Origin of the sequence: Leeuwenhoekiella nanhaiensis (genome assembly GCF_002744755.1) — a bacterium.
GTDB classification, from domain to species: Bacteria; Bacteroidota; Bacteroidia; order Flavobacteriales; family Flavobacteriaceae; genus Leeuwenhoekiella; species Leeuwenhoekiella nanhaiensis.
In genome coordinates this window covers 378,840-392,969 of sequence record NZ_KZ319290.1, presented here as the reverse complement: position 1 = coordinate 392,969, position 14,130 = coordinate 378,840, and the positions used below count along the sequence as shown (strand labels likewise).

The following is a 14,130-nucleotide window of genomic DNA, read 5'->3' as shown; positions in this document are numbered from 1 at the left end:
TTTTATTCGGTATAGAAGTAAATATTATCCACGAGCAATTCGTTTATTTCTGCACTGCCCTGAAAAAGAATAAGTCCTAAATTGGTGCGCGTGGTAAGTGCTGTAAAGTCTGAAAGCGGAATATCGAGCGTAATCCACTGCCCGGTTTCCAGGCGGTCTGCAGTTATTTTTATACGGGATACCGTGTCGTCTCCTCCTCCGGTCACAGCATCACTGCCGTAATCCTGTAATTCAATATCTATAAAGCTATTCGCATTTAGATTTATACCTTCAGGGATGTACAGATCAATGTGTAAACTGGTCATCGCTGAAGCATTTACGCGGCCAAATTGGATTCCTACGAAATTGAAATCGGTATAATTGATAATACGATTGCCGTTGATGTTTAAATCATCTCCTCCCAAAGTGGTTTGGAAAGGCTCAAAAAAACCATTGTAGAAATCGATATTTACATTGGTATAGGCATCACTATACACCGAAATCACATTTGCTGCGGGGCGAGTGGGTGTGGGAGCCAATTCAAAAGCTCCTCCCACATTGAGCGTGAGCGAACCAGCCGCACGCACACCACCTACTAAAGCGGTAATGACTGCAGTACCCTCATTTAGGGTAGTTACCACGCCCTGCTCATTGACTAAAGCTACACCGGGGTTTGAGGTTTCAAACGTAAAATAACCGGGAGCGGCATTTACCGTTTGATTTACTCCGTTTGCCAGATTAAAGGTTTGGGTAAGACCGGTAACAGGAATGGTAAGATCTGTAAATGTACTTTGCTCTACATCCTCACCGTTTAGAATAGCCGGTCTGGGCTGAGCAACTGTATTCAGTTTTTCAAATTGTACTTCATCAACCCAAAAGGTGTAGCCGTCACCATCTTCAGGACCCTCAGAGTACCAAAAGAGGCCGCTTTCAGCGATGAGTTTCGACGGATCTGGAATCGGGATAATGTATTTTACCCAATTGGTACTGACGCGCAGATTGGTTTTGGTTACCAAAAATTTATTTTCGCCAAAATTATTACCAAAGCCGATCTCGTTTATAGTCGCTGCCTTTGTTGCTTTCGCCCAAAAGGTAAGGGCGTCATAACCCGAAAGGTCACGCGGACTATCAGTAGGGAAAATAGCTCCCGCATAAGCACCTCCCGGATCTCCGAAATTGGGTACATCAAAGCGCATAGAAGCTTCACCGTCGTAACTGACTTCTGAATCTACCGTAAAGGCATCAAGTTTTGATCCTTCAAACGGAAAGTAATTCAAGCCGGCGGTAAAACCATCCAGAAAAACGTCACCGTTGCTGGCATAGGTTGCAAATTCAACATCGTCAGACAGGGGTCTGTCACAGGCGGTTAAACCTATTAAAATACCTGTGCATATGAGTTTATATAAGTTCGTTTTCATCATCTCTCTATTTACCAATGTTGATATGTATGTATGTTCTGATTTCCCATTCGTTTCCGTCAGGAAAACCTACCGGACTAATCGTGGGTTCGGTAGCAAATTCTTCTCCCTGCAGCGGTGCATAACGGTTTGAAAACTCATTAAGCGAGCGCCAGGTTCCGCGGACACCTATGCGGGTATTGGGCAAAATAAACCAGCTGGGTTTGCCTAAAGTGGTTGATACATCAAGCATCAACTGCACCGGGAAGGTCAGGTTAAAATCGCGATGGTAATCATAAGGACCCCAGTCATTAATCTTAAAGGAGTGAATAAACTTAAACTTGTTATAGATCACCCGGATGTCCCCACCTACGCGCTCAATCAACCGTGGATCGCTACCGCGAGCCTGAGCATTACCCACATACATATTGGCGATAAGGCCAAGATTAGGTGCAGCTTTTGAAACGATACGGGTGTTGAATTCCCATAAATCTTCTGCCGGTACGGAGTTGGGAAAAGCAAATGAAGTACGGTTACCCAGAAAGCCAATCGCAGCATCCATTGTTGTGGGTAAATGCCAATACACAAAACCGGCGTTGAAGGCAAATTTTGCGTCTTCCATCTCATCGTTATCCCAGGCGTACATCCAGGTTCCCGGTGTAGGGTCATAGGTGAGCAGGAATTCACCTGCAACGGTTTCCCGGTTTTCACGCACTGAAAACGGATCGTCCTGAATGTTACGCAAACGTGCCGGAGCAGGCGCGTCGTTCGGAATGGCTTCCACCAAAGGTTTTTGCCACAGAAAATTAGGTGCAAGCGTCCAGTTACCGGTGAGATAGGTAAAACCGGAAAGGAAATTGGTAATATTCCCCCCTCCTACATCTTTCAATCTCCAGCCGGTAAAAGTCTGGGTTTGATCAAAACCGCTGCGGGCTACAAGACCCATCGCCGATCCCTGCGCATACCAGTTTACAGGACCACTTGAGAACGTTATTTTTGCTTTACCTCCCCAGTTATCCATTGAATTTACCTTGTCTGTATACACAATGTAATTATCGGGGTTATCGCCGCGTACTACCTGAAATTCGCGCCCGTTAAGCGGCTGACCTGCCCAGATGGCTCCGGCTTCAAAACCAAATTTACCAAGTGTAGTTTTACCCTGAAGGGTTACGCGTCTGGTTTTAGGCTGCGGAATCGCTATCGAACTTACGGTGACCCCGTAATCGTCAATATCTTCGTGATAGATGGCAGCTACATCAAAGTTTTTGAACTGCTTGTAATATTTAAGGAAAACAGCCGGGTTTGCGCCCCACCACAATTGAGGACCAAAGGCTACTTTAAAGTCTTTAAGCGCTTTTTTACCATCAACTTCAAAACCTAAAATCTCCCCGTTGTAGATATCGAGGTTAGGCCCGTAATTGGCTTCGGGATAGAGACCGAAGAAGTCGCCCTCGTAACCCCAGTGGTAATGCCCGGTACGGTAGAATCCGCGTAAGTCAAAATATTCAGCATTCCACTCGTATTCGGCGCTATAGACCTGTACACGATTTACATCGGTGACATCGACGGTGCCGTCAGGACTCAAAAAGCGTCTCGCGCGGGCCCGGTTTTCGTAGAAAATCTCATCTATGGGATTTTCAGCCACATTACCCACGATGTTAAAATTCACTTCTGCACGCATATTGGCAGTAGGATTCCCTTCCACACCCACATAATACGATTGCATGTGGTCAAAGCCCAGCTCATCGGGGTACATCATCGCTTCTGGATCTGCATCACGGGGAGTCGTAATGAGGCTTCCGCCGGTGTTAAAGGTGGTGAATTCGGCTCTTAGGTTGCTGAGTCGCACTTTGCTGTTGAGCTCCACACCCAAAGCCGCTTTATCGCCACGCGCACGAAGTACCGCGTCCATGACTTCGATATCCTTAAAGGCGGTTGAAATACTTTCGGCAGTCATTCCGCCAGAATAGGGATTCAGACTATGCGCCTCTTTTAATACATAATAGGCGGCACGCGGATACAGATCGTAGAGTCCGCGCTCGTTAGTAGGTCCTTTGGCACAAATGCCAAACCACTCTTCGTTCATATTATTTTCGCCATCGCGGAAATCAAACGCGTAACCCCCGTTAGACCAGGATGCGTTGTTGTCGTGCACCGAAAGATTTTCGGTCTGACCGTATTTCCACCAGCCATCACTAAACTGAAAGGTAAAACCTCCTATTGAGTTACCGGCTTTACCCATACCAGAAGCATTGGCATAAATTTCTTCCCAGTTGCTTTTAAGGTATTTGGCCTGAGCTTCCTGATCCTCCTGATTTTCGATTGCATTAAACGCATCCGAACCAAACTCGGTAAACATAATGGGCATATTGAGTTCGTCTCGCACACGGGTGAATGCATCGCCAAAAGACATTCCGCGATACACGTTTGTACCAAAAATGTCTACGTCTTTACATTCCTGTTTGATGATTTCGAGAAACAACAAATCCCCGTTACACATTGCAATGGGATGATCGGCATCAATCGCTTTCATCGCCACAGCAGCCTCGTTAAACAATTTATACATAGCTTCGGCACGCACAGTAGACTTGCGATCTTCAAACGGAATATCTTCGGTCTCTGCACCGTCCCAAAACAGGCCGTAGTTATTTTCATTACCCAAAAGGAACATCAAAAGACCGCGTGTGTTTTTGTATTTCGCAGTCATTTCAGTCACTTCCTCAAGCAATAACTTCTGAGTCAAGGGATTGGCATATTCAGTATTGGGGACCCATTCCCCGTTTAGGGTAAGACCATAGCGCCCAAAAGAATGGTTAAGCATGGTGTAAATACCGTAGTTGTCATAGATATAGGTAATCCATCGCGGCTGAATGCCGGTGTACTGGCGTACCACATTGACTCCCATATTTTTGAGAAGCCCCATCTCTGAATCGAGCGCAGCCTTGATAATATCATCAGACTGATTCCACAGACTGTATGAAAAGTTAGTACCTATGGGAAAGTAATCCCAGTTCATTCCATTTATCATAAATGGTTTGCCTTCTACCAGCAATTGCATACCTCCCGCATTCTTATCAACCATGACTCGCTGAGTCTGACTGATTAATGCGGAACTGTACAATACAATAGCCAGCGCAAGTAGTTTTTTGTAAATCATAAATACATAGTATTAGCCCTGTTATCCTTTTAAATTTAAACTTTTAAATGCTCTTATTTCCTTTATTTCAGGGGTTTGAACAGGTTTTCTAATCGCTCATACCCGTAAAATGATCAAAACACTTCGCAAACGTTATAACCAGCGAGTTTCCATCAAATGTTAAAATTTTTGCTTTCGTTGATTTTCAGGTATTCCTGATGCTTTTTAAAGCTCATTTTATGTTTTGTATGCCCTATTCCAGCTCGTAAACCCGCACGTAATCTATACTAAACTCCTGCGGGAAAATTGTATCGTCTACCTCAGGCCCGCCAAAGTTTCCGCCAATGGCCAAATTCAGTATAAAATAGAAGGGTTGGTCAAAAGGCCAAATGGCTTCTGTTTTATCTTCAGGATTGAAGGTGTACACCAGTTGATCGTCAACAAAAAAGTCTATTTTTTCAGGAGACCATTCTGCAGCATACACATGATAGGCATCTTCGATACCCGGAAATTGTGTCTTTTTGGTGTTAATGGTATTGCCGTGACTATCTGGGGTATGTAACGAAGTGAAAATCTCGCCGGGTTCACGACCTACATACTCCAGAATATCGATCTCGCCACAAGCCGGCCAGCCCACTTCGCTGATGTTTGCACCCAGCATCCAGAACGCAGGCCACAGGCCGTGACCTACGGGTAATTTGGCGCGGGTTTCCATACGCCCGTATTGAAACTCGTGCTTGTCTTTAGTAGTTATACGTGTAGACGTATAAGTATCTCCGTCTTTTTTTGCGGTGATAATCAATTTACCATCTTCAAGGCGGTGGTTCTCTTTGGTGTAAATCTGCCGCTCGTTATTACCCCAGCCACACAGATTGGGACAGCCATCGCCCAGTTCGTAATTCCAGGATGACTCATCCAGGCTTTGTCCGTCAAATTCTTCGGCCCAAACCAATTTCTGGTTTTGGCAGATACCGCTATAAGCCGTAAGCAAAGCGATAATCAGATTTAAGTGTAGTGTTTTCATAAAATTAGTCCATAAAAAAACGCTCCTCAGCAGATAAAAACCGTTTGGGGAGCGCTTTCTATTTTTCGTTTAATTCAAAAAATGAGAATCTGTTAGGATTCTGTATTCTTATCAGTCACGCTGATAAACGCGTACGTAATCTACTTCCATACTTGATTCCTGGAAACCGGCATCAACAGCACCTCCAAAGTTTCCACCCATAGCCACATTGAGGATTACAAAGAAGTCCTTGTCATAAGGCTTGCTCGAATCGTTCTCAAAAATGTGGTAGAGTTCGTCATCTACATAAAAGCGAATTTGCGTCTCTGTCCATTCGGTTGCATACACGTGAAACTCGGTTGAAGCGGTAGGCACGGTTGTGCTTTCACTTACTCCATTTGCTCCAAAGTTTTCCGGGAAATGCAGGGTTGAGAAGACGGTATTTTGCTCACGACCTACGTGCTCCATAATATCAATCTCTCCGGCTGCAGGCCAGGCATTGGTCTGGTAGTCTGCTCCCAGCATCCAGATTGCAGGCCAGGTACCCACACCGGTAGGTAATTTGGCTCTCACCTCTACTCTACCAAAAGTGAATTCCTGTAGACCTTCAGACTTAATACGCGCGGAGGTAAACGGCTGACCATTAAACTCCTCACGCTTTGCCGTGATTTTAAGCATTCCGTCTTCAACAATCACGTTTTCAGGACGGTCTGTATAGTACTGCTCTTCATTATTACCCCAGCCGGCCTGACCTACGCCAATATCGTAAGTCCAGTTTGCTGCACTTGGAGCACCATCAGTATCAAACTCGTCTGACCAAAGCAGATTAGGAAAATTGTCTTCTTCGGCTACCGGACCCGTATTCTGAACAGGTTTAGTGGACGTAAATATTTGATACCAGGCCAAGAAATCATCATTACCCTGAATGGCACGGGTAACCATACGATTTTCGGTAATTGAGAGAATTTCATATCGGGTAGTCCCAATATAATAGCCCATAAAACCACCGTCGTTAAAGGTCATCACCGTTCCACGCTTCCGCTCCGGAGCTACTACCGATTCTGAAGGACCTAAAGTAACAGTCTGTGTACCACCTGAAGTTGTATCAAACTCATAACACTGGTCGTCTGGTGAAGTACCGCCTGCTACGCTGGCATAACTTCTGTTAAAGAAGGTAGCCCCGTTGTTGTCATACAGGTAATTTAGATTTTCACCATTTGTAGTGCTAAAAATGAATTCGTCATCATAAGCACAGCTCGCAGCATCAAAGTTCAGGGCAAAAGGATCGGTAAACGAGAAGAACGCCCAAAAGTAGTTTTGGCTTAGATCATCGTTGTTTGGCCCTACACCCAAATGGTTAGGCACATCTGCCGCCCAGTACCAGGTTTTGGTGGAAGGACTTCCGCTCGCGGGATTATATCCTGTTAACAGCTCAATCGCATCAAGATCAGAAAAATCACTTTCTACCTCAATTTCGATGAGTTGTGAAGTACTTACCCCGGCCTGCCCGTATGCAATAACAGTTACCGTATAGGTATTTAAACCGGTTTTGGTAAAACGTTTAGTATACACACCGCTAGGCGCAACGTCTGAAGACCCGTCAGGAAATATAAACCGATACGTAATTGCATTATCTGCAGTTGCGGTAAAGGTTACATTACCCGACCCATCTGTCGTAATATCTGTAGACACGGTGAGATTTTGAGGCACAGCGACCGACTCTAAAGTCGCGTCGTCGTCCTGACAACTAAAAGTCAGGAACAAACTCATTACCGTGAATAGTTTTAAAATAGCTTTCATAGATTATTTTTTAATTCCTAGTTATGGAAATAAACATTATCAACATACACGGTTGCTGCACCTGCAGGACCTGCAGAGTAAATCAACTGTGCGATATGCTCACGTGCAGCCAGTCCTGTAAAATCTGCAAGGGGAATATCTAAGGTTACCCAGCTGTTGCGTACAAAATCTCCGTTATCAAAATTGAGCGTGATCTCGTGCTCGCTGTCATCGCCCCCATCAAAGCTTCCGTTAGGACCAAAATCAACCAGCTTTATGCGGATTTGAGTTGCATCACCAGTCCAGATATCCGTGCGGAAATGCGTCATACTGGTAGCATCAATAGGCGCGGTAGGCTCTGCTCCAACAAAATTTAATGCAGAATATTTCTTAACAGCATTACCTGCAACAGTTATGTCCTCTAGTGTCGCTGATGACCAGTCAGTTCTCCATGTTGCCATTGCTACATCTGAATAGGCATCGCTAAAGAGTGAAAGAACATTTGCTTCCGGGAATGTAGGTGCAGGTGCCGCATTTTGCGGACTATCTGGAGCTGAAGCATTAGCATCATAGAAAAATACGTTGTCAATGTATACGGTTGCTTCACCGGCAGGAGCAGCAGAATAAATGAGTTGCGAGATATGGCCACGATTTTGAAGACCTGTAAAATCAGCTAATGGAATGTCTAAAGTTACCCACTCTGCCTGTGACGGATTTTCAATTACAACCTCGTGCTCCGTATCATCGCCACCGTCAAATGTTCCATTGGCACCAAAATCAACAAGTTTAATTCTAAAGGTAGTAGCGCCATTTGTCCAGATATCTGTTCTGAAGTGTGTCATTTGAGTCGCGTCGATTGGAGCTACGGGTTCGGCACCTACAAAATTCAGCCCCGAATAAATCTTAACGTCATTTCCATTAATGGCAGATTCTTCTAGCGTAGCAGCAGACCAATCTGTTCTCCAGGTTGCCATGTCAATATTGGTGTAGGCATTGCTGAACATGGAAATAACTCCGCTCTCTGGCTTATCTGGAGTTGGAGCAGCAGCTTGCGGGCTGGTCAAACCTCCCGTTTGCTCGATGTCATCAATGTAGAAGGTTCCGGCCAGGGTACCGGGCCCGTCCACAAAGATTACCATTGAGGCATACTGACCGGTAGGTACAAAAGGCTCACCTACTCCCTGACTTCCATCTATATAACTTTTAATAGCCTCAGAGCCAAAATCAAAGCTTAGCTCTTCCCAGCCTGTACCGCTGTGAGGTTTAGAAATCTCATTCTGACGTTCTCCGTTTACACCACCTTCAAATTTCAGGAGTATGGAAGTAGGAGTATCTGACCAAAACTTCATGGTGATGGTTTTATCTGCACCGCTAAAGTCGACAGGAGTTCCTAAATTAAATGTTCCACCTTCAAATTGTGCTCCACTATTTGTAATAGCTCCTACATTTGTTTCTGCAGTATTAGCTCCGGAAAGGTCTGGATTAGTTACCACTTGAAAAGAAGCTCCGTTAAAGGTTACAAATTCGTAATTCACATCAGGATTGTCAAACGTAATTGGCATTACAATGGGATCAACTGCTCCTGCTACTTCAACAGATTTGGTAAGTTCTATAGTTTCAACCGAAGCTGCACGTGCAACTACTCTAATATCGTATGTTCCGGCTTCTAAATACTCATAAACTGCAGATTCACCAGGCATAATTGTTACCGGCTCTTCATCATCCCCAAGACCAAAGTACACGTCAAACTGCGAAGCATCTGTGGCTTCAGGAGTTACTGTAAGTTTAAGACCGCTTACCGAAGTCTCAAAACTCAGGTTTTCTGGAGCGGTAAAAGAAATTATCAGGTTTTGATTATACTCACTAGTAAGACCGGTAGCCCCGGTAGCAACAATGCGCACCACGTATTCTCCTTCGAGGTAAGTAAAACTTACAGTCTCGCCGGCGTTAATGGTTACAGGCGTATCTCCTTCAATTCCGGAATAAACCGTAAAGGTTGAAGCACCTTCACCCACAGGGGTAATGTTTACCACACCTGAGTCATCCTGAGTTACCTCAAAGTTTGCTTTTAAATTTTGAGGAGCAGAAATATCATCAAAAGCATAGTTGGTGATGATATCATCCTCACAGGCGGTAAACGCAGTCACTGCCGTAAGAACTAACACTAAAAGTTTAAAAATTTTCATCGTATTCTGGTGTATTAATTAGTATCCTTGATTTTGTTCCCATCGGTTTCCGGCCAATTCAATCTCGATTGACGGGATGGGGAATAATTCGTTTTTATTAGGTGTAAAGCCGGGTATTTCATCTGCCGCACGACCGGTACGAACCAGGTCGAAGAAACGATGTCCTTCACCTACCAGCTCTAGTCTGCGCTCGGCATAGATAAACTCCGTTAATGCCGCACCGGTTGCCACGATATCGTGGTCCAGATCGCCAAAAGCTCTGCGTCTTACGCGGTTTAAATATTCCTGGGCCAGAACATCGTTGGGATTCGCCTTACGATTATGCGCTTCTGCAGCCATAAGCAATACGTCTGCAAAACGAATAGACCGATAATTGTTTGGGTTCGTCAGGTTTGCATCACCTATATTAGCATCACCTTTACGTGGCAAGTATTTACGGTTGAAATAACCCGTATGCTCGTAACCTTCATTATAGGTTGCTCCGGTACGTGCCGCAAAGGCTTCGATATCTAAAATCGCATTATCCTGACGGGTATCTCCAGGTTCAAAAGCATTGTAAGCTTCGGCAACGGGGACGTTAAAACTAAAACCGCTATCAAATTCGGGACCTGAATAATTACGGATACCATTAAATCCTACAGCTACGTTACCTTCACTACACTGTAAGCATCCAAAACCAGCCCCTTCCTTATCGGTATACTGTACTTCAAACACAGACTCCACGCTGTTTTCGCCTTCCTGAAGAAATAAAATCGAATAATCATCAAGCAAATCATAAGGCCCTGCGATCACCTGATCAAGCGCGTTAGCTGCTTCGGTAAATTTGTCCTGATACAGGTAAGCTTTGCCTAAAAGCGCACGGGCAGCTCCACTCGTGATACGTCCTTCCTGAGCCTGAGTAGCAGGCAGGTTGTCGGCAGCAAAAATCAAGTCCTGCTCAATCTGAGCATACACTTCTGAAGCCGGAGTGCGATCTACACTAAACTGATCTCCAAACAGCAATCTACGATCAACAGCGAGCGGCACATCACCAAACCATTTCACCAATTCAAAATAGTAATAGGCTCTTAAAAAACGGGCCTGAGCAATGATTTCATTTTTGCCTTCAAAATCAATTTTATCCTGAAACTCCAGAATATAATTAGCACGGTTTACCCCGCTAAACATCCATCCCCAGATATCCCGCAATTGCTGATTAACCGGAGTATGGGTCATATCATCAATCTCCTGTATTCCGGGAGTATCGGTAGCGCTTTCACCACCCGCAAGGGTATTGTCGGAAGCAATTTCTCCTACCATAACATTCAGATACGTGGCCTGTAATAAATCATAGGCACCTACCAAAGCCAGTTCATACTCTTCCGGAGTATTGAAATAGTCTTCAGAGTTTGTGTTTATAGGATCTACGTCTACAAAATCGTCACCGCAGGAAAGCAGGGCCAATGATGTAAAACACCCAATTAGTATTTTATATATGTTTTTAGTTTTCATCGCTCTTCTTTTAAAATTTGAAGTTAAGTCCGGCTGTATAGATGCGTGGTACCGGGTAGAATCCCTGATCAATACCACCTCCAATAGGAGCTCCTGAAGATGCAGAAGGATCAAAGCCCTGATATTCGGTAAGTGTAAAGGCATTAGCGACAGCCACGTAAAAACGCAATTTGCTAATTCCCAACTGCTCTATAACATCACTTCCTAAACTATATCCCAACTGCACGTTTTGTAATCTCAAATACGAACCATCTTCCACATAAAAATCAGAAAACAGCAGGTTTGAGTTAGGCCCAATAGTCACACGAGGATAGGTATCTGTAGAACCGGGACCAATCCAACGGTTTAAAACATAGTTGGTTTTATTGGTCAGGTTTTGATTACGGTCGTAAGCCCTTACAATATCATTACCTATTGACGCATAGGCATAAGCCGTAAAGTCAAAGTTCTTATAATTGAAACCTAAATTAAGTCCCATAGTAACATCCGGGATTGGGTCACCAATATTTATACGGTCGTCCCCGTCAATAACTCCGTCGCCATTTTGGTCAACATAGCGTAAGTCTCCCGGCACTGCATTTGCCTGTGTAGCGTGTGCATCAACTTCTGCCTGAGTTTGGAAAATACCGTTGGTTTGTAAACCGTAGAAGTAACCTATTGGGAAACCGGCCTTCATACGTGCTGGAGCCTCCTGGCCAAAACCAAAAGCACCGCCGGGTATAAAACCACTTTCATTACCTACCTGAAGCACCTCATTCTTAAGAGTAGTCAGGTTATAACCAATATTAAAATCGGCATCATCGCTGATGATCTGATTGTAGTTGATTGAAAACTCAAAACCTTTATTTTCAACGCTACCTGCATTTACAATGGGTGCACCGGCTCCCGGAGCACTTACTCCCAATATCCCTGATACCTGAGGAGTTAATAATAGATCTTCAGTACGTTTGTTGAAATAATCTGCTGTTATTTTTACGGCAGAATTGAATAATTCTAAATCAAGCCCTATGTCATAAGACTTTTGGCTTTCCCATTTGATTTCCGGATTTGAAAGTCTTCCTACGGCAACACCGTTTACCAACTCATTATCAAAAACATAAGTTCCTTCACCATTAAGTGTAGATACAAATCCAAAAGCTCCTATTCTATCATTACCTAAGCTACCGTAACTCCCTCTAAATTTGGCGAAATTGACAAGCTCACTATCAAAAAAGGCTTCTTCACTTATTACCCAACCTCCTGATAAGGAGTAAAATGTTCCAAATTTATTTTCAGGTCCAAAATTTGAAGAGCCGTCCCGCCTTACTAATGCTGAAAACAGGTATTTCTCTTTAAATCCATATTGCAGACGCGCAAAATAGGACAGCAAACGTTGATCAAATTCAGCAGGACCATTAATATCGCGCGCATCAATGACCTCTTCTGCTCCGTTAAGTGTTGCCTCTGCAAAGGTGTTCCCTGGTACACCACGTCCGGTAAAGTTGTAAAATTCTCCACTGGTTCTGAAGGCAGATGTGCCAAGCAGGGCGGTGATATTATGATCGTCTGCAATGGTATTGGTATAGGTCAATAAGTTATCCCAGGTGTAATCTCTAAAGAAACTATCGTTTACAAAATATTGATTAACCCCTATATTGTTAAACACCTTACCATCTCCGTAAAAGAGTCCGGAGGGTGTAAAAGCGCGATTGCGCACTTCAGAATAGTTGAACTGGTAGTTCGATTCAATTTTAAAATTATCAAAGAACTCATAGGACAATCCTACGCTCCCCGTTATTTTGTCCACCTGAGTACGATTAAACGTATTGGCTATCTGAGCAACCGGATTGATCACCTCGTTTCCTAAACCGGTAGCCAGGGTAAAATCACCGTTGGCATCATAAACCGGCTTGGTAGGATCCATATTTACAGCGTTGAAAAGTACCGATCCCAGTACATTTTCAAGCAGGGTACTTCGGTTTGAATTGGTGTAAATACCTGAAGCTTTAAATTTAAGATTATCGGTAATATCGAGACTATAGCTTCCGCGACCGGTAAATCGCTCAAAGTTTGCTGCGCTGCCGCCAACGATACCATCCTGATCTAAATAACCCAGACCGATGGAGTATGCAGATTTTTCGCCACCTGCATAAGCTGTTGCGTTAACATCGGAAAGTAGGGCTTGTCTAAATACCTGATCCTGCCAGTCGGTTCCCATACCTAAATTTCTTAGGTTGGGGAATGGCGGAGCCTGATTACCGGCTACAAAAGCTTCATTAATAATTGCGCCATATTCAGTAGCGTTTAAAACCGGCAACTTACGAGTAGTTTCCTGCAAGCCTACATAGGAATCTACATTTACACGAAGATCGCTGTTTTTACGACCGGTTTTAGTCGTAATCAGAATCACCCCGTTTGCTGCTAAAACCCCATAAATACCAGCTGTGGCATCTTTTAAAATATTGATACTTTCAATATCATTTGGATTTAAGACACTTAAATCTTCAATTCTTGCCCCATCAACCAAAATAAGAGGGCGGTTATCCCCATTAGTAGATATACCCCTAATGTTAATGGTTGAAGCACTCCCCGGAGAACCTGAAGTTGAGCTGATGTTAACCCCGGCAACACGACCCTGTAGCGCCTGTTCTATACGTACCGGATTCTGTTCTTCGATAGTTTCAGAACCTACCACAGCAACGGCTCCGGTAACTTCTTTACGGGTTTGTGTACCGTACCCAATTACCACCACCTCTTCTAAGGCACTGGCGTCTTCTACTAATTGAACGGTGATTGGACCGGCACTTGTAACGACTACTTCTTTAGGTTGAAAACCCAAATACGAAAAAACCAGTGTGCCTGATTGCGGAACCGAGAGGCTAAATTCACCGTCAAAATTTGTACTGGTACCTCTTGAAGTTCCTTTTACAATAACATTAACCCCGGGAAGTGGCATTCCCGTCATATCTGTCACTGTTCCTGATGCCTGAATTGGGTCACCGGTTTGTGCAAGAAGCCCCGATGAAAACAAAACAAGAACCACAAAGGATAATATTGATCTCATAAATGTTTAATTTGAAATCAAATCTACCCGCAAGTATTAACAATTCCTTAAAACCTGCCTTTACAAAAAATCAACAAGTCAAACATCTACAGGTATAACTGAGAAAAACTCAACGC

At 44.0% G+C, this 14,130-nt stretch carries 7 protein-coding genes; all 7 read right to left on the bottom strand.

Translation table 11 applies throughout. The features are described from left to right. Nucleotides 1–2: 2 nt before the first annotated feature. Nucleotides 3–1,397, bottom strand: a complete 1,395-nt coding sequence (locus tag CJ305_RS10585) for an Ig-like domain-containing protein (protein WP_099646227.1) — start codon at nucleotides 1,395–1,397, stop codon at nucleotides 3–5. Nucleotides 1,398–1,404: 7 nt separating this feature from the next. Continuing rightward, on the bottom strand, nucleotides 1,405–4,533 hold the full coding sequence (locus CJ305_RS10580; protein WP_099646226.1) for a glycoside hydrolase family 2 TIM barrel-domain containing protein: 3,129 nt from the start codon (nucleotides 4,531–4,533) through the stop codon (nucleotides 1,405–1,407). Between the two features lie 232 nt (nucleotides 4,534–4,765). After that, nucleotides 4,766–5,536 carry a glycoside hydrolase family 16 protein gene (locus CJ305_RS10575; RefSeq protein WP_099646225.1) on the bottom strand — a complete coding sequence of 257 codons (771 nt, stop codon included), beginning with the start codon at nucleotides 5,534–5,536 and terminating at the stop codon, nucleotides 4,766–4,768. A 111-nt stretch (nucleotides 5,537–5,647) separates the two neighbouring features. Continuing rightward, nucleotides 5,648–7,315, bottom strand: a complete 1,668-nt coding sequence (locus CJ305_RS10570) for a family 16 glycosylhydrolase (RefSeq protein ID WP_099646224.1) — start codon at nucleotides 7,313–7,315, stop codon at nucleotides 5,648–5,650. A gap of 17 nt (nucleotides 7,316–7,332) precedes the next feature. Beyond that, nucleotides 7,333–9,480: a hypothetical protein gene (locus tag CJ305_RS10565; RefSeq protein ID WP_099646223.1), complete on the bottom strand. Its 2,148-nt coding sequence runs from the start codon at nucleotides 9,478–9,480 to the stop codon at nucleotides 7,333–7,335. Between the two features lie 18 nt (nucleotides 9,481–9,498). Next, the gene (locus CJ305_RS10560; protein ID WP_099646222.1) at nucleotides 9,499–10,971 is read right to left on the bottom strand and encodes a RagB/SusD family nutrient uptake outer membrane protein; all 1,473 of its coding nucleotides are present in this window, start codon (nucleotides 10,969–10,971) and stop codon (nucleotides 9,499–9,501) included. 10 nt (nucleotides 10,972–10,981) lie between these two features. After that, nucleotides 10,982–14,014 carry a SusC/RagA family TonB-linked outer membrane protein gene (locus CJ305_RS10555; protein ID WP_099646221.1) on the bottom strand — a complete coding sequence of 1,011 codons (3,033 nt, stop codon included), beginning with the start codon at nucleotides 14,012–14,014 and terminating at the stop codon, nucleotides 10,982–10,984. Nucleotides 14,015–14,130: the final 116 nt, after the last annotated feature.

What these genes read in the sequence shown, in the direction of transcription:
- CJ305_RS10565 (WP_099646223.1), bottom strand. Translation starts at nt 9,480, where the DNA reads ATGAAAATTTTTAAACTTTTAGTGTTAGTTCTTACGGCAGTGACTGCG.
- CJ305_RS10585 (WP_099646227.1), bottom strand. Translation starts at nt 1,397, where the DNA reads ATGAAAACGAACTTATATAAACTCATATGCACAGGTATTTTAATAGGT.
- CJ305_RS10580 (WP_099646226.1), bottom strand. Translation starts at nt 4,533, where the DNA reads ATGATTTACAAAAAACTACTTGCGCTGGCTATTGTATTGTACAGTTCC.
- CJ305_RS10570 (WP_099646224.1), bottom strand. Translation starts at nt 7,315, where the DNA reads ATGAAAGCTATTTTAAAACTATTCACGGTAATGAGTTTGTTCCTGACT.
- CJ305_RS10555 (WP_099646221.1), bottom strand. Translation starts at nt 14,014, where the DNA reads ATGAGATCAATATTATCCTTTGTGGTTCTTGTTTTGTTTTCATCGGGG.
- CJ305_RS10575 (WP_099646225.1), bottom strand. Translation starts at nt 5,536, where the DNA reads ATGAAAACACTACACTTAAATCTGATTATCGCTTTGCTTACGGCTTAT.
- CJ305_RS10560 (WP_099646222.1), bottom strand. Translation starts at nt 10,971, where the DNA reads ATGAAAACTAAAAACATATATAAAATACTAATTGGGTGTTTTACATCA.